At 70.8% G+C, this 25,092-nt stretch carries 22 protein-coding genes; 9 read left to right on the forward strand and 13 right to left on the reverse strand.

The annotated features are described in order from the left end of the window. Positions 1-200 precede the first annotated feature (200 nt). Positions 201-3,698 carry a double-strand break repair helicase AddA gene (gene addA / locus PQI07_RS15305; protein WP_274926894.1) on the reverse strand — a complete coding sequence of 1,166 codons (3,498 nt, stop codon included), beginning with the start codon at positions 3,696-3,698 and terminating at the stop codon, positions 201-203. Positions 3,699-3,813: 115 nt separating this feature from the next. On the opposite strand from addA, the gene minC (PQI07_RS15310) reads away from it, so the two are divergent. The 5 genes from minC (PQI07_RS15310) (at position 3,814) to PQI07_RS15330 (ending at position 7,725) form a co-directional block, all read left to right on the forward strand. Next, positions 3,814-4,578 carry a septum site-determining protein MinC gene (gene minC, locus PQI07_RS15310; protein ID WP_075380698.1) on the forward strand — a complete coding sequence of 255 codons (765 nt, stop codon included), beginning with the start codon at positions 3,814-3,816 and terminating at the stop codon, positions 4,576-4,578. Between the two features lie 198 nt (positions 4,579-4,776). Next, positions 4,777-5,505 carry a septum site-determining protein MinC gene (gene minC, locus PQI07_RS15315; RefSeq protein WP_043382925.1) on the forward strand — a complete coding sequence of 243 codons (729 nt, stop codon included), beginning with the start codon at positions 4,777-4,779 and terminating at the stop codon, positions 5,503-5,505. Between the two features lie 13 nt (positions 5,506-5,518). Continuing rightward, entirely contained in the window at positions 5,519-6,334 is an 816-nt protein-coding gene (gene minD, locus PQI07_RS15320) for a septum site-determining protein MinD (RefSeq protein ID WP_043346690.1), read from the forward strand. Then, complete coding sequence (minE, locus tag PQI07_RS15325; protein WP_043346685.1) at positions 6,331-6,672, forward strand: cell division topological specificity factor MinE; 342 nt, start codon at positions 6,331-6,333, stop codon at positions 6,670-6,672. Before minD ends, minE begins: the two co-directional genes overlap by 4 nt. A gap of 168 nt (positions 6,673-6,840) precedes the next feature. After that, complete coding sequence (locus PQI07_RS15330) at positions 6,841-7,725, forward strand: alpha/beta fold hydrolase (protein WP_274926895.1); 885 nt, start codon at positions 6,841-6,843, stop codon at positions 7,723-7,725. Here PQI07_RS15330 and PQI07_RS15335 read toward each other — a convergent pair. Beyond that, the gene (locus PQI07_RS15335; protein WP_274926896.1) at positions 7,715-9,151 is read right to left on the reverse strand and encodes a cytochrome P450; all 1,437 of its coding nucleotides are present in this window, start codon (positions 9,149-9,151) and stop codon (positions 7,715-7,717) included. The genes PQI07_RS15330 and PQI07_RS15335 overlap by 11 nt on opposite strands. A gap of 77 nt (positions 9,152-9,228) precedes the next feature. After that, a complete protein-coding gene (locus tag PQI07_RS15340; RefSeq protein ID WP_043382920.1) occupies positions 9,229-11,877 on the reverse strand; it encodes an ABC transporter transmembrane domain-containing protein in 2,649 nt (882 codons plus the stop codon). Positions 11,878-12,306: 429 nt separating this feature from the next. Here PQI07_RS15340 and typA point away from each other — a divergent pair, with 429 nt between their 5' ends. After that, positions 12,307-14,130 (forward strand): translational GTPase TypA, encoded by a 1,824-nt coding sequence (gene typA / locus PQI07_RS15345; RefSeq protein WP_043346753.1) that lies wholly within the window; start codon positions 12,307-12,309, stop codon positions 14,128-14,130. Positions 14,131-14,552: 422 nt separating this feature from the next. Here typA and PQI07_RS15350 read toward each other — a convergent pair whose 3' ends face one another. The 5 genes from PQI07_RS15350 to cysK all read right to left on the reverse strand — a co-directional run bounded on the left by PQI07_RS15350 (position 14,553) and on the right by cysK (position 17,069). Continuing rightward, entirely contained in the window at positions 14,553-14,711 is a 159-nt protein-coding gene (locus tag PQI07_RS15350; protein ID WP_274926897.1) for a hypothetical protein, read from the reverse strand. Then, the gene (locus PQI07_RS15355) at positions 14,708-15,022 is read right to left on the reverse strand and encodes a hypothetical protein (RefSeq protein WP_274926898.1); all 315 of its coding nucleotides are present in this window, start codon (positions 15,020-15,022) and stop codon (positions 14,708-14,710) included. The genes PQI07_RS15350 and PQI07_RS15355 overlap by 4 nt, the downstream gene beginning before the upstream one ends. Continuing rightward, positions 15,022-15,201, reverse strand: coding sequence for a hypothetical protein (locus PQI07_RS15360; RefSeq protein WP_053609473.1), 180 nt, complete (start codon positions 15,199-15,201; stop codon positions 15,022-15,024). The genes PQI07_RS15355 and PQI07_RS15360 overlap by 1 nt, the downstream gene beginning before the upstream one ends. Before the next feature lie 91 nt (positions 15,202-15,292). Then, entirely contained in the window at positions 15,293-15,790 is a 498-nt protein-coding gene (locus PQI07_RS15365; protein ID WP_274926899.1) for a hypothetical protein, read from the reverse strand. Positions 15,791-16,094: 304 nt separating this feature from the next. Beyond that, positions 16,095-17,069, reverse strand: a complete 975-nt coding sequence (cysK, locus tag PQI07_RS15370) for a cysteine synthase A (protein WP_274926900.1) — start codon at positions 17,067-17,069, stop codon at positions 16,095-16,097. 338 nt (positions 17,070-17,407) lie between these two features. Between cysK and PQI07_RS15375 the strand changes: the two genes are divergently transcribed. Beyond that, complete coding sequence (locus PQI07_RS15375) at positions 17,408-18,298, forward strand: TAXI family TRAP transporter solute-binding subunit (RefSeq protein WP_051044653.1); 891 nt, start codon at positions 17,408-17,410, stop codon at positions 18,296-18,298. A gap of 12 nt (positions 18,299-18,310) precedes the next feature. Here the strand turns inward: PQI07_RS15375 and PQI07_RS15380 are convergent, their stop codons facing one another. Further along, positions 18,311-18,847 carry a GcrA family cell cycle regulator gene (locus PQI07_RS15380; protein WP_043346762.1) on the reverse strand — a complete coding sequence of 179 codons (537 nt, stop codon included), beginning with the start codon at positions 18,845-18,847 and terminating at the stop codon, positions 18,311-18,313. A gap of 435 nt (positions 18,848-19,282) precedes the next feature. Here PQI07_RS15380 and PQI07_RS15385 point away from each other — a divergent pair, with 435 nt between their 5' ends. Further along, a complete protein-coding gene (locus PQI07_RS15385) occupies positions 19,283-20,470 on the forward strand; it encodes a patatin-like phospholipase family protein (RefSeq protein ID WP_043382908.1) in 1,188 nt (395 codons plus the stop codon). Positions 20,471-20,567: 97 nt separating this feature from the next. Here the strand turns inward: PQI07_RS15385 and PQI07_RS15390 are convergent, their stop codons facing one another. From PQI07_RS15390 to PQI07_RS15400, 3 genes are all read right to left on the reverse strand, one after another. Continuing rightward, positions 20,568-20,696 (reverse strand): hypothetical protein, encoded by a 129-nt coding sequence (locus PQI07_RS15390; protein WP_043354815.1) that lies wholly within the window; start codon positions 20,694-20,696, stop codon positions 20,568-20,570. A 95-nt stretch (positions 20,697-20,791) separates the two neighbouring features. Further along, on the reverse strand, positions 20,792-22,204 hold the full coding sequence (gene pyk / locus PQI07_RS15395; RefSeq protein WP_043382905.1) for a pyruvate kinase: 1,413 nt from the start codon (positions 22,202-22,204) through the stop codon (positions 20,792-20,794). A gap of 139 nt (positions 22,205-22,343) precedes the next feature. Then, complete coding sequence (locus PQI07_RS15400; RefSeq protein ID WP_182591770.1) at positions 22,344-22,838, reverse strand: SRPBCC family protein; 495 nt, start codon at positions 22,836-22,838, stop codon at positions 22,344-22,346. Positions 22,839-22,972: 134 nt separating this feature from the next. Here PQI07_RS15400 and PQI07_RS15405 point away from each other — a divergent pair, with 134 nt between their 5' ends. Then, complete coding sequence (locus PQI07_RS15405; protein WP_274926901.1) at positions 22,973-24,268, forward strand: lytic murein transglycosylase; 1,296 nt, start codon at positions 22,973-22,975, stop codon at positions 24,266-24,268. A 7-nt stretch (positions 24,269-24,275) separates the two neighbouring features. Here PQI07_RS15405 and PQI07_RS15410 read toward each other — a convergent pair whose 3' ends face one another. Then, positions 24,276-25,064, reverse strand: coding sequence for an aldolase (locus PQI07_RS15410; RefSeq protein ID WP_179697005.1), 789 nt, complete (start codon positions 25,062-25,064; stop codon positions 24,276-24,278). Positions 25,065-25,092: the final 28 nt, after the last annotated feature.

A 25,092-nucleotide genomic window follows, 5' to 3' on the forward strand; every position in this document is an offset into this window, starting at 1 on the left:
TTACCTTTCGGAAGCCGCCGTCCGTCGGACGGCGTCGAACGGGCAGGGGCCCGTGCGGTCCCGCCAGAATTGGCGACGCCCCGGCGCGCGGTCAAGAAGTCCGACCGACCCGGCCCGGCGGCCGTCGCGGTGGGCGCACCACCCATGTGCGGTGCCGCATGCCGGTCGCCGTGCTCGCCCGGACGGCCGGAACGGACCATTCACGCCTCGATGCCGACCCGGTCCAGTGCCGCCGCAACGTCGTCGGTGCCGAGGGTGCGGATCACCGGGCCCGAGGTCCAGACGAGGATCGGCTGGATCGTCCGGCCCGGATAGATCTGCGCGAGAAGGCGCGCATAGAGGGCGATCTGGCCGGCCTCCGCCGCGGGGAGGGGGGCGTCGGGTTCGGGCGGGCGGCCGGTCTTGAAATCCGCGATGCGGACGACGTCCGCCGTCACCGCGAGGCGATCGACGCGTCCCTGAACCGCGCGCTCCGCGCCGGCTGCCCGGACACGCCCCGACAGGGCCACCTCGGCGCGGGCATCCGGGCTGAAGAGAGGCGCGAGATCCGGGTCATCGATGATTCGAAGGACCGACCGGACGATCGCGTGCGGGGCCGCGCGCGGGAGGCCGGGCGCCCGGGACCGCACGAAGGCGAGCCCGGCCGCTTCCCGGCGGGCGGGCTCCACGCGGGGCAGGTGCTGGAGCAGGGCGTGGATCAGGATCCCGCGCCGCCGGGCCTGCGCGTCCGCGAGGCGCGGCGGCGGTACGCGCGCGCCGTCCGCCGCCTGGAGTGCGCCGGACGGGCTCAGGGCCTCGACCTCCGGTTCCGGCGGGACCGGGCTGCGCAGCCAGTCCGGCTCCGGCTCCGGAGACCGCGTAGCCGCGGAGGCCGCCGCCGCCGGGGCCGGCATCTGCGGGGCGCCATCCTGCCAGAACGTCGCGGGTCCGTAGGACAGGTCCAGCGTCCGGCCGGCACCGAGCGCCGCCTCCAGGCCGGCATGGATCATCCGGCACCACGCCGCCTCGCTCTCGCGCTCGTGGCCGCGGAAGGGCGCGACGATGAGCCGGTCGGCGGCGCGGGTCATGGCGACGTAGAGCAGGCGGTTGTGCTCCTGCCGGGCCTTCGCGAGCAGGGCCGCCCGCGCGGCGTCGGTGGCGGCGCAATCCTGGGTCCGCCCGCCCGACCAGACCGGCGGCAGGGCGATCTCCGTCGCCGGGAGCGGCAGGAGGGGCGGATCGTTGCGGCCCAGGGGCTCGCAGCCGTCGAGGATCACCACGACCGGCGCCTCCAGACCCTTCGCGCCGTGGACCGTCATCACCCGGACCTCGTCGCGGCCCGATTCGAGGTCGCGTTTGACGGTGTGACCGGCCTCGGCACCGACGTAGCGGGCGAGGAAGCCGCCGAGGGACGGCGCGTCCTCGCCGGTCTCGGCCTGGGCGGCGGCTGCGAGGAACACGTCGATGGCGTCCCCCGCCTCGCCGCCGAGACGGGCCACAAGCTTCGCCCGTCCCCCCTGCGGCCCGAGGAGCCGCGCGTAGAAGCCGAACGGGCCGTGGAGCCCGGCCAGCGCGATCCACCCCGACAGGGCCTCGAGCCCGCGCCTTGCGGCCGGGTCGCCGGACGCGGCATGGCGGTGCAGGGCGTCCTCCAGAGTCTCTGCGAGATCGCGGCGGGTGGCGATCCGCACGAGGTCGTCGTCGGTCAGCCCGACGAGCGGCGTCTTGAGGGCGGTGGCGAGGGTCAGGTCGTCGGCCGGCAGGAGACCCGCCCGCCCGGCGGCGACCAGATCGGCGACCGCGATATGGGCGGAGACCTCCAGCCGGTCCTGCCCGGCGACCGGAACGCCCAGTCCCTTCAGGGCGCGGATCACCTCCTCGAAGGCGGGCCCGCGCTTCCGGACCAGGATCAGGACGTCCCCGGGGCGCCAGATCCGACCGGTGGCGTCCCCCGTCGTGGTCCAAGTCCGCACCGCCTGCGCAACCCGGCGGGCTGTGACGATCGCCGGGGCGCTGGTCTCCGGCGCGTCGACGGGAGCGGTCCAGGCATCCGGCTCGGCGGCGGGTTCCGGCTCGGCGATCGGCCACAGCTCCACGGCGCCGGGCGCCCCGGGCCGGGCGCTGGCATGCACGGTCGTGCGCACCGTGTCCTCGAAGGACAGGCCGTCATTGTGCGCATCGATGGCGAAGACCGCGTCGACGGCGCGCAGCACGAGGTCGGTCGAGCGGAACGACAGGGTGAGCGGCACGTCCTCGAAGGTCAGCCCGGCCGAGCGCGATTCCGCGATCCAGGATGCGCGGGTCAGGGCGAATTCCCGCGGCTCCGCACCCTGGAAGCCGTAGATCGACTGCTTGGGATCGCCCACCGCGAAGCGCGTGCGGCTGCCGGTCCGAGCGCCCTCGCCGGCGGCGAATTCCTGCGTGATCGCCCGCAGGATCGCCCATTGCTCCGGATTCGTATCCTGCGCCTCGTCGACCAGGACGTGGTCGATCCCGCGATCGAGCTTGTAGAGGACCCAGCCGGCCCCGACCCGCCCGAGCAGATCCAGCGCCTTGTGGATCAGGTCGTCGAAATCGAGGGCGCCGAGGCGCGCCTTCTGGGCCTCCACGCGGCGGTGGATCTCGGCGGCGATCCGGAACAGGGCCTGCGTCCGGGCATGGGCCCGGGCGGCGCGCAGGCGGTCGAACAGCGGCTCCAGCCGATCCCGCTCGGCGAGCAACGCCGCCTTGGCATCGGCCGGCACGCTCTTGGTCCCGAGGCTGCTGTCGGCCTTGGGCTCGTCCTTCTGGGTGAAGAAGACCGCGCGGTAGAGGGCCAGGGCCTCGGACCGGTCGGGAAGATCCGTGGAGCCGGTCCGTTCGGCCTCGGCGGCCGCCAGGGCGTCGGCGAGCTTCTCGTCGTTGGCCTTGCCGGTGCGGAGTGCCGCGATCAGCGCTTCCCGATCCTCCGGACGGCACCCGGGGCCGCCGTCCAGGATCCCGGCCTCGATCCGTTCGGCGGAATCCTCCGGCGCCAGGCCCAGCGCCCCGTGCAGCCGCCCGAAGGCTTTCTCGAGGCCTGCCGCATCGCCGATGAAGCTCCGGGCCCGCATGGCCGAACGGATCGCGGACCGCAGGGTGTCGCCCGTCGCCTCGGGCGTGACCCGCGCCAGGGCGGCGCTGAGCGGCGTGTCGCCGTTCGCCACGGCATCGGCCAGCACGTTGGCCATCTCGATGTCGAACAGCTCCTGGGCCTTGGACTCGTCGAGCACCACGAAGCGGGCCGGCACGTTCGCCTCGAAGGGGAACATGTGCAGCAGCCGCTCGCACAGGGCGTGCAGGGTCTCGATCTTGAGGCCGCCCGGCGTCTCCACCGCCCGGGCGAAGAGGCGGCGCGCCAGCCGCAGGCGCTCGGGCCCGGCGCGCTCGCCGGTGAGGTCGGCGAGTTCGGCGGCGAGGGTCTCGTCGTCGAGCGTCACCCAGCGGCCGAGGAGCCGGAAGACGCGGATCGCCATGTTGGCCGCGGCGGCCTTGGTGAAGGTCAGGCAGAGGATCCGCCCGGGCGGGGCACCGTCGAGGAGCAGCCGCACCACCCGGTCGGTGAGGACCTTGGTCTTGCCGGCGCCGGCATTGGCCGAGACCCAGGCGGAGGCGCGCGGATCGGCCGCCCGCCGCTGGTTGGCGCGAGTGAGGTCATCGACGACGAAAGGGGCGGGGGCGTGCGAAGTGGCGCTGCTCAACGGTCCGGTCCGGCTCGGCTGCCGGGTCTCTCTACAACAGAAACGCGCCCGCGGGCCCGCCAAGGCGTCACAGCAGGCATTGCGGGATTGCCCCCGGCGCGGCGGCGTCCCATGGATGCGGACGATCCTGTCCGCGACACCGAACACGCCCGTGACCCAGCCGACATCCGAGCCGGCGCGCCCGCCGATCCGCTTCCGCGGCCGCTCCTTCATGGCCACCGTCCTGGCGCCGATACCCCCGGTGGCCGAGTGGTTCGGCGACCTGGACGCCCTCAATCGCCGCGCCCCGAACTTCTTCGCCGGCCGGCCCGTGATCCTCGACCTGTCCGGATTGCGGCTCACCCGCGAGGATCTCGACGGGCTGCTCGCCGAACTGGCTGCGCGCAACATCGCCGTCCTGGGGATCGAGGGCGCGGCGCCGTCGCTCCTGGGGGCGGGCGCCCCGCCGGCCCTCGCGGGTGGCCGGCCCGCGGGCGAGGTCGCCACGCCGGACGAATCCGCCTCGGACGCGTCCGCGTCGACCGAGCCCCAGCCCAAGGAGACGGCCCGCTCGCTGATCCTCGACGCCCCCGTGCGCTCCGGCCAGACCGTGCTGCACCTCGAGGGCGACGTCACGGTCCTGGGCGCCGTCGCCTCGGGCGCCGAGGTCATCGCCGGCGGCTCGATCCACGTCTACGGCGCCCTGCGCGGCCGCGCGATCGCCGGCGCGGCCGGAAACCCGACGGCGCGGATCTGGTGCCGCCGGTTCGAGCCGGAGTTGGTGGCGATCGACGGCCTCTACCGCGCCGCGGACGACCTCGACCCGGCCTTCAGAGGGCAGGCCGTCGAGGTGCGGCTGCTGGAGGATGCGATCAAGCTCAACCTGTTCGAGCGGGGTTGAGCGGCGTTTCCCCGCGGACGTTCGGGCCGTCGGTCGAAGGACGGGGCGCCTGACTCCGCTCGCGGGCGGGCCGTGAAAGCGTCCTCCGCTGCTCCGATACAAGGATCCCGGCAGAATTTGCCGACCGGATCAGAAACTTAACCCTTCGGTAACCATACCCGCCGTCAATGGTCCGGTAAGGACTCTTAACGGGCGGACATGAGCGAGACCCACCCCGAGCCGATCGATCCGGAGACCGCCCCCGCGGCGGCTCCTTCCGCGCCCCGGCCGCTCAGCCTGCGCGGACGGGCCTTCAAGGCCCTGGCCCTCTCCCCCGAGCCGCCGCTTCCCGAGTGGCTCGCGGGCCTCGACGCGGCGCTCAAGCGCTCGCCGACCCTGCTGAAAGGCCGGGCCGTCATCCTGGATTGCGCCCAGCTCAAGCCCGAGCCGGACGCCCTCGAAATGTTAATGAACGAACTCAAGGCCCGCGGCATCGCGGTCCTGGGCATCGAGGGCGCCGACACGGTCCTGGACGGCCTGCCGCCGCTTCTCGTCAAGGGACACCCGTCCGAGAAGGTCGAGATCCCGAGCGTCCCGGCCGAGCCGGAGCCGCAGGTGGTCACCTCGATCACCGTCGAGGGCTCGGTCCGCTCCGGCCAGAGCGTCATCAATCCCACCGGCGACGTGACCGTGATGGGTTCGGTCTCCTCGGGGGCCGAGATCCTGGCCGGTGGTTCCATCCACGTCTACGGCGCCCTGCGCGGTCGCGCGATCGCCGGAGCCGCGCGCAACCCGCGCGCACGAATCTACTGCCGCAAATTCGAACCCGAGTTGCTGGGGATCGACCGCCTCGTGCGGACGGCGGAGGACATGGGCACGGCCCTGCGCGGCAAGGCCGCCCAGGTCTGGCTCGATGGCGGCAACATCCGAATGGCAAGCCTGGATTAAGGGAGATCGACGCGTGGCAAAGGTTCTCGTCGTCACATCGGGCAAGGGCGGCGTCGGCAAGACGACGACGACCGCAGCCCTCGGAGCGGCCCTCGCCCAGGGCGGGCAGAGCGTGTGCGTCGTCGACTTCGACGTCGGCCTGCGCAACCTCGACCTCGTCATGGGCGCCGAGCGCCGGGTCGTCTACGACCTCATCAACGTGGTCAACGGCGACGCCAAGCTCCCGCAGGCGCTCATCAAGGACAAGCGGCTGGAGACCCTGCACCTGCTGCCGGCCTCCCAGACCCGCGACAAGGACGCGCTCACCGACGCGGGCGTCGCCCGGGTGATGGACGAGCTGCGCGACAAGTTCGACTGGGTCATCTGCGACTCCCCGGCCGGCATCGAGCGCGGCGCCCAGCTCGCCATGCACCACGCCGACGTGGCGGTGGTCGTGACCAACCCCGAGGTCTCCTCGGTGCGCGACTCCGACCGGATCATCGGCCTCCTCGATTCCAAGACCGCCAAGGCGGAGAAGGGCGAGGACATGGAGAAGCACCTGATCCTCACCCGCTACGACCCGATGCGGGCCGACCGCGGCGACATGCTCAAGACCGAGGACGTGCTCGACATCCTGTCGATCCCGCTGCTCGCGATCATCCCGGAGAGCCAGGAGGTGCTGCGCGCCTCGAACCTCGGCTGCCCGGTGACCCTCAACAACCCGCTCTGCGCCCCGGCGCGGGCCTATGCCGATGCGGCCCGCCGGCTCAAGGGCGAGACCGTTCCGATGAGCCTGCCGGTCGAGCGCAAGTCCTTCCTCGACAAGCTGTTCATGCGGAGGGCGGCGTGAGCATCCTCGGACTGTTCCAGAAGCGCAGCTCCGGCGCGGTCGCCCGCGACCGCCTGCAGCTGATCCTCGCCCACGAGCGCGCGGAGTCGGGTCGCCCCGACCTCGTGATCCAGCTCCGGGAGGAGATCCTGGCGGTGATCGCCAACCATGTCGCGGTCGAGCCCGACAAGGTGAAGGTCACCCTGGAGCGCGGCGAGGGCGTCTCGACCCTCGGCCTCGACATCGAGCTTCCGCTCGGTGCCTCGGCCAAGCTCGACGCCAAGCTGGCGGCCAAGCTCGCCGAGGTCGCGGCCAACAAGGGGTCGGCCAAGCCGGCCTCCTCCAAGAAGGCCGCTTGAGCCGGGCGGGGACCATCCCCGCCGGCACGGTAGACCGCAAGCCGCGCCCGGCCCGCCGGGTGCGGCTTCGTCGTGCCGGTCCCCTGTCGATCCGCGGCCTTGGCTCTCGACCGGGCGCGCCGTCGCACCATGTCGCAAATCTCGGGGGAGATTGGTGAAAGGGTAGCCATGCCGAGCGCCGCGACGGATGACGGGATCCGGCTCCACTACGAGGAGAGCGGTCGGGGTACGCCGCTGATCTTCGTGCATGAATTCGCCGGCGACCATCGCAGCTACGAGGCGCAACTGCGCCATTTCGGAAGGCGCTACCACGCGATCGCGTTCAACGCCCGCGGCTACCCGCCTTCCGACGTCCCGGAGGCCGTCACCGCCTACTCGCAGGCGCGTGCCGCCGACGACATCCTGGCCATCCTCGACCATCTCGGCGCGCCGAAGGCCCATGTCGCCGGCATCTCGATGGGCGCCTTCGCAACCCTGCATTTCGGCCTCCGGCATCCCGACCGCGCGCTGTCGCTCTGTCTCGGCGGCTGTGGCTACGGCGCCGAACCCGAGCGGCAGGCGATGTTCCGCGCCGAGGCCGACGCCACCGCGGCGATGCTGCGTCGCGACGGCATGGCCGCTTTCGTCGAGCGCTACGCCGTCGGGCCGACGCGGGTGCAGTTCGAGGCCAAGGATCCGCGCGGACATGCCGAATTCAAGCGGATGCTCGCAGAGCACTCGGCCCTCGGCTCGGCCAACACCCAGGCCGGCGTGCAGAAGGGCCGCCCGTCGCTCTACGATCTCACGGACGCCTTGCGCCGCATGGCCGTTCCGACCCTGATCGTCGCCGGCGACGAGGACTGGCCCTGCCTCGCCCCGAGCCTCATGCTGAAGCAGGTGATCCCGTCGGCGGCCCTCGCGGTCCTGCCCAATACCGGCCACGCCCTCTCCGTCGAGGAGCCGGATGCCTACAATCGACTCCTCGACGAATTCCTGGCGCAGGTGGAGAGCGGCCGCTGGCCGATGCGCGATCCCCGGGCGATCTCGGCGACGATCACCGGGATCAAGGGCTGACCGGATCCCGGGGGATCAGACGGAATCGCGCCGGCCGGTCCGGCTGCGTCGTCACCACCGCCTGGGGCAGGACCGGTTCGCGCTCGTCGAGCACGAGCCGGAATCGCGCCAGCAGACGCGCCAGGGACAGGACGGCCTCGCTCAGGGCGAACTGCGCGCCGATGCAGACCCGGGGGCCTGCTCCGAAGGGCAGGTAGGCGAAGCGCCGCGGCGCGGGGGCGCCCGGCAGGAAGCGGCCCGGATCGAACGCGTCCGGATCCGACCACAGCGTCCGGTGCCGATGGAGTACCCAGGGGCTGACCATGACGATGTCGCTCGCCTTCACCGCATGCCCGGCAACCGAATCGGGACCGAGCGCCCGCCGGACGACCACGAACGCCGCCGGATACAGCCGCAGCGTCTCGTCGATCACAGCGCGGGTGAGCGGCAGGCGACCGTCGCTCTGGCAGCCGGTGGGATCGGTCAGGTCGGCGCTGCGCGCCTCAGCGGCGACCCGCTCCTGCATCTCCGGGGCGAGGGCCAGCAGGTAGGCCGCCCAGAACAGCGTGCCGGCCGTGGTCTCGTGGCCGGCCAGGATCATGGTGGCGACCTGGTCGCGCAATTCGTCGGCGGTGAAGGCAGCCCCCGTATCGGGATTGCGCGCCGCCGCGAGCAGGTCGAGGAGGTCGCCCGCGTGCGGCCTGTCCCGCTCGGCGTCCCGGCGCGCCGCGATGATCCGGTCGAGGAACGGGATCCAGCGGCGGCGGAACCGCGCGCGGGACCAGTCGAGGGGCACCGGCCAGCCCGGGGGGATCACGATGTCGAGGAGATGCGGCCGGCCCATCCGCTCGGCATATTCGGCGATGAACCGGCGCAGCTCCGCGCCGCGCTCGTCCATGCCCACCGAGAACATGGCGCGCCCGGCGATCTCGAGGGCGAGCCTGTAGAACGACGTGAACAGATCGACCGGCCCCGTCGCAGCCTCGGCGGCGATCCGATCCATCCCGTCCGCCACGGCGGCGTCGATATGGGGCACCAGCCCGTCGATGGCCCGTGGCGTGAAGGCGGGCGCAAGGGTCCGGCGCTGGTGCCGCCAGGCCGAACCCTCGCTGATCAGGAGTCCGTCGCCGAGGATCGGGCGCAGGATGCGGGTCGTTCCGGTGGTGCGGGCGTAGTTCGCCTGATTCTCGACCAGAACCCGGCGGATCGCCTCCGGGTCGCTCAGGACGAAGCTCGACCGTCCGAGAAGCCCCCGGCGGGTGACCGGCTCCTCGAAGGCGCGCCGGGGGAACCCCTCCAGCGCGTTGTCGCGAATCGAGCGCAGGTAGGCGGCGAGCAGCAGCTCCCGCTCCGGCGGCGCACGGTGCGGCGGCACCACGCGCGGCAGGCCGGCAAGGCTCGGGGTCGTCCGGTCCGGTCTCGCGCTCGCGTCCGAAAGTATGGGCATGTGGCGCCATCCTGTGCCGAAGACGGGCAAGCCTGTAAACCGCCGCCGGCACGCCGCGCGGACCGGTCACGCCTACGTCATTCCGCGGCCGTCCGCAGGCGCGTTTCGGCACTTCCGAGCGCCAATCGCGCGGGGAAGCGGGCCGGATCCGAGTCCGTCGAGAGGCTGGCCACCAGGCTGGCCCGGGGCAGGGTGGCCTCCGTCACGTCGAGCAGCGTCCCGACGCCGCGCTCCAGATGCTCGTCCACCCGGTCGACCACGAGGATCTCCGGCTCGCGCAGGATTGCCCGGGCGAGGCCAATTCGCACCCGGACCCGCTCCGGCAGGAGCTGCCCGCGATTTCCGACCTCCTTCTCGAGGCCGCGCCGCTGGATCGGCCGCTCCAGGTCGAATTCCCGGAACACCGCGCGGGCTTCCCGCTGGATCAGCGTCTCGCCGTGCATCCGCACCGTGTCGATGCGGCCGAACAACAGGTTGTCCAGCACGGTGCTGCGCGGGTTGATCCGGTTCGGATCGTAGGATTCGACGTCGTATCCGTCGTCGCCGTGCATGAAGCCCTGCACGACACCCCGTGCGCCGACGATCCGCTTGGTCAGCGGTTGATTGAGGAGGCCGAAGCGCATCCGCGGCTCGACATAGGCCAGGGCCAGCGCCAGGAAGGCCACGCTGTCGGCTTCGCTGAGGCGCCCCGCCGCGGGCAGGCGACCGAGGCGGCGCAGGTAATCCGGCAGCGCGTCCGGGGTGATCAGCGAGAACCGCCGGAACAGCGGGTGGCCCGGCGGCACGTCGGCGAAAATGTCCTTCAGGTTGCTGGCGATTGCGACGCCCATCCGGTCGAGTTCGTCGAGGAGCTTCACCTTCTCCAGCGCCTCGCGGAACATGGGCACGCCGGCGAGACGGCGCGGATCCGTCAGCGACGTATCCCGGGGGACGCCGAACAGCAGGTTCTCCGCCACGGTCGCCTGATCGTTGTAGCGGCCCCGGGCGAACGGAATCACGAGGTCGGCGAGGCCCTTCTGGGCGAAATGCTCCCGCAGGTGCTCCCGCGCCGCGATCATCCGCTGGCCCACCGGCGTGTCGTGGGCCACCGAACTGAGGGCGCCGAGCCCGAACCTGTAGAGATCGTCGCCGAGGTCGAGCCGGCCGAGCAGGTCGAGCAGACGCTCGTCGAGATCCAGGGCGTCGCGAACCCCGAGGCGTCCGAAATCGATCCAGGGATCGTCGACGCTGTCGCAGGGATTGCCGGTCTTCACCGCCTCGTTGATCCGCGTCTTGCTGAGATCGAGGATGTGCGTGCGCAGCGGCTGGACGCGCAGCCCGTACAGGACATTGTCGCGCAGCGTTCCCGGGAACAGCACGGGTTGGATGCCGGCATACGCGATGCGGTGCGCGTGATCCCGTCGCGGCAGGGTGGACAGGTCGTGATCGCCGATCCGGATCGTGCCCCCGGGCGGTAGCTGCAGCCCGGCCAGGACCCGGGCGAATTCCTGCGCCACCGGGCCGGCCGGCACCAGGGCAAGCCGCCCCGGCAGGCGGATCTCGGCGTCGCCGACCTCGATCGGGGCGCCCCCCTGCGGATCGCGCAGGGACAGGCCTTCGAGACGCAGCGGGCTGCCGAGGCGTGGCGGCGGCAGCTCGGCTTCGCGCTCCACCGGCCGCAGGCGGTGCGGGCCGAAATGGGCCGCCACGGTCTCGTACTTGACCTCGACGTCGAGGCGCTGCTGATCCCAGTCGATCAGCTCCTTGAGGGGCGGGGGCAGATCGCGATAGGCGGCGAGCACCGCCACGAGCTGGCCGATGTCGAGCTCTCCCTTCAGGGCGAAGTACCCGCCGATCGCGTAAAACAGGAACGGCGTCACCTGCGCGAGCAGGTTGTTGAGGTACTTTACCGCGAACTTGCGGCGGTAGATTTTCAGCCGCAGATCGTAGAGGTCGTAGAGCCGCCCGCCGATCTCGGCCCGCTCCCAGCGGCCGGTGTCGTTGAGCATCACCGCCTGCAGCCCGTCGAGCACTTCGGCGACGCGGCCGGCCAGGGCCCGGGAGGCGATCTGGCGCTGCCGGCTCAGGCGGATGATCTCCCGTCGCAGCCGCGGAATCACGATCATCTGCACGGCGACCATGCCGCCGGCCGCGATGCCGAGCCAGATGTTCTGCATCATGATGAAGGCCAGCGCGGTGGCGGCCTGGCAGCCCTGGAACACCGGCACCACGATGGCGTCGCCGATGAAGGCGCCGATCGGCTCGACCTCGTCGCGAATGATCGTCGCCGTCTCGGAGGATTTCACCTCCCGCTGCGTCTCCGGCGAGAAGCGCAGCATCAGCGCGAAGAGCTGGAAGCGCAGGCGGCGCAGCATCCGCTCGCCGAGCATGCCCTTCTGCAGGTTGATCCAGAACTTGAACGCGCCGTTGATCAGGACGAGGCCGAGGAACAGGCTCGACAGGCTCAGGAGCAGCTCGAAGCGGTCGAGCTGGAAGCCCTCGAACAGGTGCGTCGTGCCGCCGCCGAGCGCCGCGGGCCAGTCCACGGTGAGTTCGAGGAATGGGGCGGTCGCCTCGCCATGCGCGTAGGCCTTGCCGGTGATCGCGTCGTTGACGATGCGCTTCGGCAGGTCGAGGGAGGCGAAGTAGAACGGGAGCGACGCCAGCACGACGGCGCAGATCCTGAGCTGATTGCCCTTCGAATAGCGCCAGATGTACGGGAACAGCCGCGGCTCAAGCGCGCGCATCGTGTCCTTCCGACGAAAGCCCGCCCTGGCGGCCCGAGGGCCGAATCGCCGCAGTCGGACGCTTGACCCTGGTCGATACGCTACCCGAGGGATCCGGTTTCATCCAATACACCCCGATACGGACGGCGGCGCGCCGGTCGCGGCGTGATCGCGCCGTCATATAGGGTATCCTGCGATGCGGGGGGCATGCAGATCTGCCCTGCAACGGCGGCTCGCGCCGGGCCCAGCCGCAGGCGTGGCGCCGGTGCCGCAGTCGGGAGCCGCCCCCAGCAATCCGGCCCGCGCGGTGCGCCCATGACGTCAGCGGCCTTGCTCAAGAGCGCGCGTCCTTATATTGCGACGCAACCACCACGACTCCGTACCTGAACCGGCGCGGACGGCCGCGCCGCGCGGCCGCCAGGGAGCCGGCACAACCCGTTTCGGGCCGCCATGAATCTGCGCAACATCGCCATCATCGCTCACGTCGACCACGGCAAGACGACGCTCGTCGACAAGCTGCTGGCTCAGTCCGGCACCTTCCGCGAAAATCAGCGGGTCGAGGAGCGGGCGATGGACTCGAACGACCTCGAGAAGGAGCGTGGCATCACGATCCTCGCCAAGGCGACGTCGGTCGTCTGGAAGGACACCCGCGTCAATATCGTCGACACCCCCGGCCACGCTGATTTCGGCGGCGAGGTCGAGCGTATCCTGTCGATGGTCGACGGCGTGATCGTGCTGGTGGATGCGGCCGAAGGGCCGATGCCGCAGACCAAGTTCGTGGTCGGCAAGGCGCTCAAGATCGGCCTGCGTCCGATCGTGGCGATCAACAAGGTCGACCGGCCGGACGCCCGGATCAACGAGGTGGTGAACGAGGTGTTCGACCTGTTCGCGGCCCTCGACGCCACCGACGAACAGCTCGACTTCCCGATCCTCTACGGTTCGGGCCGTAACGGCTGGATGGCCGACAGCCCGGAGGCCGACCCGTCGGTGGGCCTGGAGCCGCTGTTCGACCTCGTGCTGAAGCACGTGCCGCCGGCCAAGACCGAGGATGGGCCGTTCCGGATGCTCGGCACCCTGCTGGAGGCCAACCCCTTCCTCGGCCGGATCATCACCGGCCGGATCGCTTCGGGCTCGGTGAAGCCCAACCAGTCGATCAAGGTCCTCGACCGCACCGGCAAGGTCGTCGAGACCGGCCGCGTGTCGAAGATCCTCGCCTTCCGCGGCCTTGAGCGTGCGCCCATCGACGTGGGCGAGGCGGGCGACATCGTGTCGATCGCCGGCCTCATGAAGGGCACCGTGGCCGATACCTTCTGCGACCCGCAGGTCGACACCCCGATCCAGGCGCAGCCGATCGACCCGCCGACGGTGACGATGTCGTTCATCGTCAACGACAGCCCGCTCGCGGGTACCGAGGGCGACAAGGTCACGAGCCGCATGATCCGCGACCGCCTGTTCAAAGAGGCCGAGGGCAACGTCACGCTCAAGATCGAGGAGGCGGCCGACAAGGACTCGTTCTACGTCTCGGGCCGCGGCGAGCTTCAGCTCTCGATCCTGATCGAGACCATGCGCCGCGAGGGCTTCGAGATCGCCGTCTCGCGGCCGCGCGTCGTGTTCGAGCGCGACGAGGCCGGCGGGCTCCTGGAGCCGATCGAGGAGGTCGTGATCGACGTCGACGAGGAGCATTCCGGCGTCGTCGTGCAGAAGATGTCCGAGCGGAAGGCCGAGATGCTGGAGATGCGGCCGTCGGGCGGCAATCGCCTGCGCCTCGTCTTCCACGCCCCGACCCGTGGCCTGATCGGCTACCAGGGCGAGCTGCTCACCGACACCCGCGGCACCGCGATCATGAACCGGCTGTTCAAGGCCTACGAGCCCTACAAGGGCGAGATGCCGGGCCGGCGCAACGGCGTGCTGATCTCCAACGACCAGGGCGAGGCTGTCGCCTACGCCATGTGGAATCTGGAGGACCGCGGCCCGATGATGATCGAGCCGGGCTGGAAGGTCTACCAGGGCATGATCGTCGGCGAGCACAACCGCGAGAACGACCTCGAGGTGAACGTGCTCAAGGGCAAGAAGCTCACCAACATCCGCACCACGTCGAAGGACGAGGCCGTGCGCCTCACCCCGCCGATCCGTATGACCCTGGAGCGCTCGCTGGCCTGGATCCAGGACGACGAACTCGTCGAGGTGACGCCGAAGTCGATCCGCCTGCGTAAGGCGATCCTCGACCCGAACGACCGCAAGCGGGCGGAGCGCTCCAAGGAAAACGCCGCCTGAGCTGAACGACCGGCAACCGGGCGCTCAGGCCCGGTTGCTGATGCAGCCCTTATGTCCGGCTGATCTCGGGCCCATCGAACCCTTATGCCGGGGACAATACCTCGGTGCGGCGGACCCGAGAGGCCCGCGTGAACCCCGTGACACCGATGTCCGTCGCGTTGAATCCAATCCCGTCGCTCCCGCCTGCCGCCTCTGCGCCGCCCTCCTATCTCGTCGGTCAAGACGGCGAGGGGCATTGGGTGGCCGTGGAGGCTGGTGGGCGTGCCGGAGGTATCTTCCGCAGCCGTCAGGATGCGATCCGCTACGCCTGCCTCGAGACCGGCTGCCGCCCCGGCGACGTGCCGCTGGCGGCTGGACCGATCCCTCTCCGCCTCTCCTGAGCCGCGAGCAGCCGCACCGCGTCGCGGTGCGGCTCTGTCGCGTCAGCTGCCGCCGGGATCGGTCTCGTCGTTCTGCGTGCCTCCGGAGGGCGTGCCCAGGCCGGGCTTGCCCTCGGTCTTCGCGTTCGGGTCCTTCACCGCGTCGGGGGCGACGTTCTTCGGCTTCTCCGGCTGCGGATCGGTCTCGCGGCGCTCGGTCATTCCTGGGTCTCCTGCTCGGCGCGTGAATGGCCGCCCGCGACTTTGGTGTCGGCGGCCGGGCCCCGCGAGGCTTTCTGGTCCGAATGGCCGCCGGAAGAACCGCCGATGGCGGGCGGCGCGCGTCCGGGCTCGCCGGTCGAACCCCAGCCCTCCTTCGACTCGCTCCGTGGCGTTCCACCGGATCCCATGTCGGTGATCGCCGCCTGCTCGGGTGTTTGGTGACCACCCCCGGCCGGCGGGGTTCCGCGCGACCCGACCGCGTCGTCAGGCTTGCGGGTGACCGTCTCGGACTCGCTCGTCGCTCGGCTCATCAGCGCTTCCCGTCGTCCTGACCGACGGCGGCGGTGGCACGGTCGATGGCTTCGCCAAGGTCGGTGCCGCTCCTGGCCTGGTCTTCCATCTGGCCGAGCTTCTCGCGCGAGGTCCCGATCTCACTGGCCTTGTCGGCTTCAGGACTTTCCCGCGGCGTCTGTCCGGTCTGCTCTGTCATGGCTCGCCTCGCTGCCTCTTCGAGGGACAACGGAGGCGGCGCAGGAGGGTTGCGGGGGCCGAGGCGATCGACCGTCGGCGGTCCCCTGATGTCAGGGGCCGACGATCCGCGGCAGGACGGCCTCAGTCAGGCGACGCACGGAATCCTCGGCAGCCCCGCGATCCGCCGCGCGGGCCTCGATCGTCAGCAGATCGCCACCCCGGAGGATGACGGCGGTCGCGCCCGCACCGCGTTCCAGCGCGTAGACACTCAGCCAGCCGATCGCCGGGCCGGCCGGCAGGGCCGAGAGTCGGCAATCCGGGTTCCGCCGAACGCAGAGCGTTTCGAGCGCGCCGAGGGACGTCCTGCCGGAGCGCACCCGCTCTTCCGTCCCGTCGGTCAGGCGCCCGAGCTGCAGCTCGATCGTCGGCGCACCCCTGCAGGACGAACAATTCACGCCGAGATGAAGCGGTGCCGCCTGCGCGGCGGCCTCCGGCCCGAGGGCGGTTCTGGAAGCTTCGGCCAGCCCGGTCAGGTCGTGCAGCGCGAAGCCCTGCGCCAGCGCGGCCTGAGCCCAGAGGCTGAGCAGAAGAATAAGGAGACCGCGCATCAGAGAATCGCCACCCGATCGACGGGTCTGGCGTTACCGGAAAGGCTTTTCCGGATCTAGATGCGGCGCTTTTCGGAACGGCGCGAACTATATCAATTGGTCTGTAGTGTTTATAGGCAAAATGGACGGAACTGAAGTTTCCAAAGATCACTTTTACTATTCGAAGGTTCTCTTGGCGTAGTGGTCCCATTCGGGCGGTGCGCCAAATCCGGCCTCTGTGGGGTATATGTCTCGCGCCGAACGGTGCCGGCGCGACTCCCGGGACACCCGTGTTGGAGCGGCCCGAGGGCCGCTCCGATAGCGCCTAACCGATTCCGTCGAACAGGGCCGACGAGATGTAGCGCTCGGCGAAGGAGCAGGCGACGGTCACGATGCGCTTGCCCTGGAATTCGGGCCGCTTGGCCAGTTCCAGCGCCGCGGCGACGTTGCCGCCGGTGGAGATGCCGCCGGGGATGCCTTCCAGGCGGGCGAGGGCCCGGGCGGTCTCGAAGGCGGCCTGATTGGTGACCTTCAGGACGCCGTCGAGGATGTCGGTGTGAAGGTTGTCCGGAATGAAGCCGGCGCCGATACCCTGGATCTTGTGCGGGCCGGGCTGGCCGCCGGAGATCACCGGGGAATCCTCCGGCTCCACGGCGAAGACCTTCAGGTTCGGCAGGCGCGGCTTCAGCACCTCGCCGACGCCCGTCACGGTGCCGCCGGTGCCGACGCCGGCCACGAACGCGTCGAGCTGGCCGCCGGTGTCGCTCCAGATCTCCTCGGCAGTGGTCTTCCGGTGAATCTCGGGGTTGGCGGGGTTCGAGAATTGCTGCGGCATCACGGCACTGGGGATCTCCTTCAGGAGTTCCTCGGCCTTCGCGATCGCGCCCTTCATGCCTTGTGCGCCGGGGGTGAGCGCCAGCTCCGCTCCCAGGAAGGCGAGCATCTTGCGCCGCTCCAGCGACATGGTCTCGGGCATCACCAGGATGAGCCGGTAGCCGCGGGCGGCGGCCGTGAAGGCGAGGGCGATGCCGGTGTTGCCCGAGGTCGGCTCGACCAGCGTGCCGCCAGGCTGGAGCTTGCCGGAGGCCTCCAGCGCGTCGATCATGTTGACGCCGATGCGGTCCTTGACGCTGGCGATCGGGTTGAAGAATTCGAGCTTGAGCAGGATCTCGGCATCGACCCCGTGCTCCTTGGGCAGCCGGTTGAGGCGCACCAGCGGGGTGTTGCCGATCGTCTCGGTGATCGAGCCGTAGACCCGGCCGTGGCCGACCTTCGCCGGTGCGTTGATGGTATCGGCCATCGGGGAACTCCTGCGCGTGTTGAGGGATCTGACAGATCTCGGGTCCGGGACGGGCCGCGCCAAGGGATCGCTCACGCGAGGCCGGCCCGGCCGGTTCCGGACGGGAGGCTGCGATATCGCGTTGCCGCGGCCGGAGCAATCGGGCTAAGTGCCCTTACCGAAAGTTCTTTTCATTATTTCCAGGGCATTCGGCCCCGGATGGAAGGCCTTTATCGATTGGTCCGAGCCTGATGGAATTTCATTCTCCAGCCCGCGTCGAGACGACCGGCGGGATCGGCGCGTCGTCCGCATCGGGAGGGCTGGGACGGCCCCGAGGGCCGACTCGTCGGGTCGCTCTGTTGGCCGGCTTCGGGGTGATCCTGGCGCGGCCGACCTGGGGAAGCGAGGTGGTCCGCCTCGTGCTCGCCACCGCGACGCCGGGCGGCGGCTTTCCAGCCTTCGGGGAGACGCTCGCCCACGCCATCGCGGCCGTCGACCCGACTTTGGCGATCGAGCGGCGTGCCACCGGCGGGTCGGCCGAGAATGTCGGCCTCCTCCGCACCGGCCGGGTCGATCTCGGCCTCGTACAGGGCGCGTACGCCTATCCGGCCCTCGCCGAAGGCGGCGACCTGACCGTTCTGGCGCCGATGTACCCGACGCCGGGCCTGTTCGTGGTTCCGGCCGGCAGTGCGATCCGCTCCGTGTCGGATCTGCGCGGGCGCAGGGTCGTGCTCGGCACCCATAATTCGGGGCTCACCGTCATGGGCCGGAGCGCCCTCAGCGCCTCGGGTCTCGATCCCGAGCGGGACATCAGCCCGATGCTGCTCGACCGGGCCGGCGACGGTCCGGCCCTGGTGCGGGAGGGCCGCGCCGACGCGCTCTGGGGCGGCGGCCTCGACTGGCCGGGCTTCCATGCTCTGGCCGCCGATCCGGGCGGAGCCCGCTTCTTCGGGCCGTCCGAGGCGGGGATCGCGCGCCTCGCGCAGCCGGGCGCGGCGACGCGGCGCCTGACAGTCCCGGCGGGCAGCTTCGCCGGCCAGACGGACCCGATCGAGACAGTCGGATCCTGGAGCTTCGTGCTCGCGCGGCCCGGACTCCGCGAGGACGCGGCCTATCGCGTCGCGGCGGCGCTGGCGCGCACGGACTTGCCCACCGCCCAGCCGAAGAACCTCGTCGGCCTCGTCCCGGCGGACAGGATCAATCCCGGGACCGCCCGCCTCCTCCGCGAAGCGGGCGTGAGCCTGCGCTGAGTCCGCCGGGCTTCAGCGGAAGGAGGCGACGCGGCGGTCGCGTTTCCGCTCGGCTGCCGGCTGGTAGGCGATCTCGGCGTGGTGGGTGCAATAGGGCAGCCCGGTGATCGACCGGGCGCCGCAGAACCGGAATTCCGGGGTCGTCGGATCGCCAAGCGGCCAGCGGCACATGGATTCCCGCAGGTCCATGATGGTCACGCGTTGCGAGACCGCCAGAGCCACTGGCTCCGGAGCCGGCACGGGCGCGGGCGCGGGAAATTCGGGGGCCGGACGATGGGCGAGGATCGCTACCGGCTCGGGCGCCTGTGTCTCGACCACCGCGATGGCGGTCTCGATCTCGACGGTCTTCGACGGCGGCGCGGCGGCGGGAGCCTCCTCGCCACCCCGGGCACGCCCGGCCAGACCGAGGCGATGGACCTTGCCGATCACCGCATTGCGGGTGACGCCGCCGAGCTGCGCCGCGATCTTGCTGGCGCTCTGCCCGTCTTCCCACAACCGGCGCAGCAGCGCCACGCGATCATCCGTCCAGCCGAGAACCGGTTCCATCATCCCCTCCGCCCCCTGCGGCTCGGCTGCGTTCCCGAAAGCGAGGCCGTGTGTTCAGGCCGCCGGACGCCTTATCTCGGCCGACCGTGTCGCCGCGCAGACCGCGCCCTCGCGCGCCGGCTGCCGCACCGCGTGCGACACCCTGTCTCGCCAGGCCACGGGGGAACCCTAGCGCGGCGTTCGCGAGCGTTGCAAGGGCGGCCGGTCCCCCGATGCGGGCCGCCGCGGCGCCTGTCCACCGGCAATGGCGGCGGCCGATGGCCCCTCGGCCGTGCGATCGAGGGGGCCACGCTTGTGCCCGGATCCCGTGGAAACGTGACCCCTCCGCAACAGCGCGGCCATATCGTCCTGCTCAGCCGGCTATGGTGGAACAGGCTGTACGGCCAAGCTCGTTCCGTGTGGCAGAGTGGGCGCGTTACGCGGTTCAAGGAAGCGACGATGGGTTTTCGTCAGGTCAGCCTGCGCATGGCAGTGGCGTTCGGGCTGGCGGGGCAGGTCGCGGCGTGCGGCAGCGTCCCGCGGACTCCCTACAGCGCCGAGCAGGCCGCGCTGGCGACCATCCCCGGCGTCCCCGGTGCGCGCGTCTTCGCCGACGCGTCGGTGGACACGATCGCGGCGCTCGCCGCCAATCCGGAGCGTCGCCTCAAGGGCTTCACGTATCTGGCCCTGTCGGGCGGCGGCGGTGACGGCGCCTACGGGGCGGGCGTGCTCAACGGCTGGACAGCCTCCGGCAAGCGCCCGGAATTCACCCTGGTGTCCGGTGTCTCGACCGGCGCGCTGATCGCCCCTTTCGCGTTTCTGGGACCGGCCTACGATCCCTATCTGACCGAGTTCTACACCAGCGGCGTCGCGGGTGAGCTGGTGGCCTCGCCCAACCTGGCAAACGTGCTGTTCGGCTCCGGATTGTTCGGTGACGGACGCCTGCGCAGCCTGATCGACCGCTACGTCACGGCGGATCTCCTCAAGGCGGTTGCCGAGGAGCATGCCAAGGGGCGGCGCCTCCTCGTGGTGACGACGAACCTCGATTCCCAGCGGGCGGTGATCTGGAACATGGGCGCCATCGCGGCGAGCGGCGTGCCGAACGCCCGGGAGCTGTTCCGCGACGTATTGGCGGCCTCGGCCAGCATTCCGGCGGTGTTCCCGCCCCAGTTCATCGACGTTTCGGCCGGCGACACGCGTTTCCAGGAGATGCATGTGGACGGCTCGGTGGTGACGCCGGTCTTCACCCTGCCGCAGAGCCTCCTGTTGCGCGACGGACGGATCCGTACGGGCGGCAAGGCCGAGATCTACGTGGTGATCAACGGCCGTCTCGAGCCGGATTTCGAGGTCACGAAGGACAACACGCTCTCGATCGTCGAGCGCTCATTCACGACGGCGAGCCGGGCGCGCTCCCGGGCCACGCTCACCGCGACCTACGCGCTCGCGCGTGCCAACGGCATCGGCTTCAACCTGACATACATTGACGAGAACGGCCCCAAGGCGTCGGCTGCCAAGGGCTTCGACACCGCCTACATGCGCGCGCTCTACGATGCGGGCCTCGAGAAGGGCCGGAGCGGCACCTTCTGGCAGCATACGGTTCCGGCTTCGCCGGTCCTCAGAGAGACCGCGAGCGTCGTGGCGCACTGATCGAACGGGGTTTTGCCGCGCGCCCGGCAGGGCGCGCGGTGGACGATGTCAGGTCCCGGAGTTGGATTGCCGGCGCAGGCCCGGTCCTGCCGACCTCTTATTTGCCCAGGATCTTCGTCACGAGGCGGCCGAGCGGGGTCGCCGAGCTGGCGTTCCGGTCGTCGCGGTACACGGGACGGTTCTCGTTGCCGAGGATCTTGGTGACGATGCGTCCGATCAGGTTCATGGCTCGGCCCTCCGTTATCGCGCCCAAATGGCGCAGCTTCCTATCAACGGGTGAGATGTGGGCCGCGTTCCAGATCACGCTCCCGATCGGCCGGCTCAGATCTGCATCAGGCGGATGTTGTTGGTGTTGCCGGCCGAATGGAACGGGATGCCGGCGGTGACCACGATGATGTCGTTCGGCTTGGCGAAGCCCTCGTCCTGCGCATGGTGGCGGGCCTTCGTGGTCATTTCCTCGTAGCTGTCGACATCCTCCGTCAGGACGCTGTGCGCACCCCAGAGCAGGCTCAACCGCCGCGAGGTTGCGACGTTCGGGGTCAAGGCCAGGATCGCAGCGGCCGGACGCTTGCGCGCCACCCGTGCCGCCGTGGTCCCGCTCGCCGTGTAGGCGACGATCGCGGCGGCGCGCACGGCCTCGGCGAGATCGGCCGTGGCGGTCGCCACCGCGTGCGGCGGCGTCTCCTCCTCGCCCGGCTCCGAGGCCGCGATGATCGAGTGATAGAGCTTGTGCCCCTCCACGCTGCGGATGATCCGGTCCATCATCGCCACCGCCTCGACCGGGTAGCGGCCGGTCGCCGATTCCGCCGAGAGCATCACCGCGTCGGCGCCGTCATAGATGGCGGTGGCGACGTCCGACGCCTCGGCCCGGGTCGGCGCCGGGGCGTTGACCATGGAGTCGAGCATCTGGGTCGCCACGACCACGGGCTTCACGGCCAGCCGGCAGGCCCGGATCAGCTCCTTCTGCCGCGCCGGCACGTCCTCGTGCGGGATCTCGACGCCGAGATCGCCGCGGGCGACCATCACGGCATCGGAGAGCCGGATGATGTCGTCGATCCGGTCCAGCGCCTGCGGCTTCTCGATCTTCGACATGATGCCGGCGCGGTCGCCGATGATGCCCCGCGCCTCGATCACGTCGGAGGGCTTCTGGACGAAGGACAGGGCGACCCAGTCGACGCCGAGATCCAGCCCGAAGGCGAGGTCGGCCCGGTCCTTCTCGGTCAGCGGCGAGAGGTCCAGCAGGGTGCCCGGCAGGTTCACGCCCTTGCGGTTCGAGATCGGTCCGCCGGTGATCACCTCGGCGGTGATGGAAGTCCGCTCGGGCCCTGTGACCCGCACCCGCACCCGCCCGTCGTCGATGAGGAGTTCCTGGCCCGGCACGACGGCGTCGAAAATCTCCGGGTGGTGCAGCGGGATCGCCTGCTTGTCACCGTCGGCGCCCTCGAGGACGAAGCGCACCGTCTCCCCGGCCTGAAGATCGAGCCGGCCGCCCTGAAGCGTGCCGATCCGGATCTTCGGTCCCTGGAGATCCTGCAGGATGCCGATCGGCCGGCCCACCTCCTTCTCCAGGTCGCGGATCGCCGCGTGGACCTTGGCGTGATCCGCCTGGACGCCGTGGCTGAAGTTCAACCGGAACGTGTCGACGCCGGCGAGGAACAGGGCGCGGAGCTGGTCCGGCGTGGAGCTGGCGGGACCGACGGTTGCGACGATCTTGGCGTGGCGGTGACGGCGCATGCGGGTCTCGCCCTCCTGGGGCTGTCTCTGGGAATCGAGCCGGGCGCTCGGTCGCGCCGCCGCCGCACATAACAGTGCCCGGCACCGCCGCGGCTCCGGCCAGGCGATGTTTGGCGCGGCGGACTGATTCGGCCGGCGCCTATCTGGCCGTCTCCCGGGCGATCCCGGCAAGCCCGGCGTCGAACACGCCGGTGATGTCGGCGACCGCGTCGGCGTCGCTCATACCCTCGGCGTCGAAGGTCGCGCTCCAGATCACCGTGGACCCTTCACCGTTGGGGCGGACCGCCAGTGTCGCGTTGTAGGCGCGCACCGGCAGGGGGCCCTGGATGAAGCTGTAGCTGTAGCTCATGCCGGTCTCGTCGCGCGCGGTCTCGACTTCCGCGATCGTGCCCAGGCCGCCCTTGACGACGAGGCCGCGGATCTGCGCGCGGATGCCGTCGTCGTCGTCCTCGCCCGACAGGATGCAGCGCTGAACCTGCGGGTGCCAGTTCTGGATCGCGCAGAAATCGCCGATCAGGGCCCAGACGGCAGCCGGCGGGGCCGGGATGTCGCGGCTGCGGGTGACTTCCAGGGCACTGGCTGGTCCGGCGGCCAGAAGGGCCGTACCGATCGCCGTGAGATAAGCACGTTGCACGGTTCGGTCTCCTGGCGTTCGGACTGTCATGACGCGACTTGGGGCGGAGCCGCCGTCACGGCGAGTCCCCGCTGAAGGTGCCGTCGCGGGCTCGGTGTGCTACGTCGCGCGCATCTGGATCACCGGAGATGCCCATGGACGATCGCGCTGCGCCGATGCGGCCCGCGACCTGGAGCGGCCCCCTGCGGACGGTCCTGACGACCGGAGCCTCACTTCTGATCGGTCTGGTGGCGCCGACGCTCGCCGCCGCGGGGCCGGACCAATTCCCGCCGGCCACGCCCCAGCCCTTCGAGACCTGCCGGGCCGATCTGATCGCCTGGGTCACGGCGCGGGCCGTGCCGCAGAGCCTCGCCGAGGCGCAGCTCGCCACCCTGACGCCCGATCCGGACGTGCTCGCCGCAACGCAGAGCCAGGGGGAGTTCGTCCGGCCGATCTGGGACTACATCGAGGCCAGCGTCACGCCGGCCCGCATCGAGGCCGGTCAGCGCAAGCTCGCCGAGCACGCCGACACGCTCGCGGCCATCGAGGCCCGGTACGGGGTCGACCGCCACATCCTGGTGGCGTTCTGGGGCGTGGAATCGAGCTACGGCGCCGTGCTGGACAATCCGGCGGTGGTGAAGCCGGTCGTCCGCTCGCTGGCGACGCTCGGCTGCAGCGATCCCAATCGCGCCACCTACTGGCGCGACGAACTGACGGCAGCGCTCCAGATCCTGGCCTGGAACCAGGCGCCCCTCGATCGGATGCAAGCGGGGCTCACCGGATCTTGGGCCGGCGCCATGGGGCACACGCAGTTCATGCCCAGCGTCTACCAGCGCGAGGCGGTGGATTTCGACGGCGACGGACGTCGCGACATCTGGACCTCGGTGCCGGATGCGCTCGCGTCGACGGCTCATTACCTCATCACCCACGGCTGGAAGCCCGGAGAAAGCTGGGGCGCCGAGGCGGCGCTGCCCGAGAATTTCGATGCGGCCCTCGCCGACGAGACGACGGTCCGCACCATCGCGGCATGGCGGGCGCTCGGCGTGAAGCCTGCGCGTGACCGCGCGATGCCGGACGAGGCCGAGGCGACCCTGATCCTGCCCGCCGGAATCCGCGGCCCCGCCTTCTTGCTGCAGCCGAACTTCGCGGTGATCCTGCGCTACAACACGACCCTGGCCTACGCGCTCACCGTCGCGCTCCTGTCGGATCGCCTGAGCGGCGACCCGGGCCTGGTGCACGACTGGCCGCGGGGCGACCGGCCGCTCACGGCCGACGAGCGGCGCGATCTGCAGACCCGGCTCACGGAGCGCGGCTTCGCCACCGGCGGGGTCGACGGCAAGATCGGCCCCAAGACGCGGGCGGCACTGCGCGCCTTCCAGGGGTCGATCGGATTGCCGGCGGACGGCTATGCCGACGCCACGCTGCTGGACCGGATCCGGGCGACGCCCTGAGTGGCGTCTACGCCAGGTAGGCGGGCTCGTCCCGGGCCAGCACCCGCTTGACGCTCTCCAAGTGCAGCCGCGCACTCTCGGCGCGTCCCGCCGCCTCCTGGGCCGCCACGTGCCTGACGATCGCCTCGGGCACGGTCTTGAGCGTGCGCCCCGTGCTCATGGCCAGGACCTGCGCCTGCGCGGCGCGCTCCAGATAGTAGAGATCGTCCCAGGCCTCCGCGATGGTCTCGCCCAGCACCATCACGCCGTGGTTCTTCAGGAACACCACGTCCGCCTCGCCGGCGCTCTCGGCGATCCGCCGGCCCTCGGACGCGTCGAGCGCCAGCCCGTTGTAATCCTCGTCCACGGCGATCCGGCCGTAGAAGCGCAGGGCCGTCTGGCCCGCCCATAGCAGCGGCTCGCCCTCCAGCATGGCGAGGGCCGTCGAATAGGGCATGTGGGTGTGGAACGCCGCCCGGGCGCGGGGCTTCAGCCGGTGCAGCTCGGCATGGATGTGGAAGGCGGTGGCCTCGGGCTGACCTTCGCCCTCGACGACGTTGCCGTGGAAGTCGCAGAGCAGAAGGCTCGACGCGGTGACCTCCGCGAAGGCGAGGCCGTAGGGATTGACCAGGAACAGGTCGGGCCGCTCCGGCAGCACCGCCGAGAAGTGGTTGCAGATCCCCTCTTCCAGACCGTTCCGGGCGGCCCAGCGCAGGCAGGCGGCGAGGTCGATCCGGGCGCGACGCACGCTGTCGGCGTTCAGGGGCTCGTTGCTGCGGGCGGGCGGGCTTCCCGGGGCGGTAACGGCGTGCGCCATGCGTGCGGGCTTTCCTGTTTCTCGGGAT

This window comes from Methylobacterium sp. 092160098-2, assembly GCF_028920805.1.
GTDB lineage: Bacteria > Pseudomonadota > Alphaproteobacteria > Rhizobiales > Beijerinckiaceae > Methylobacterium > Methylobacterium fujisawaense.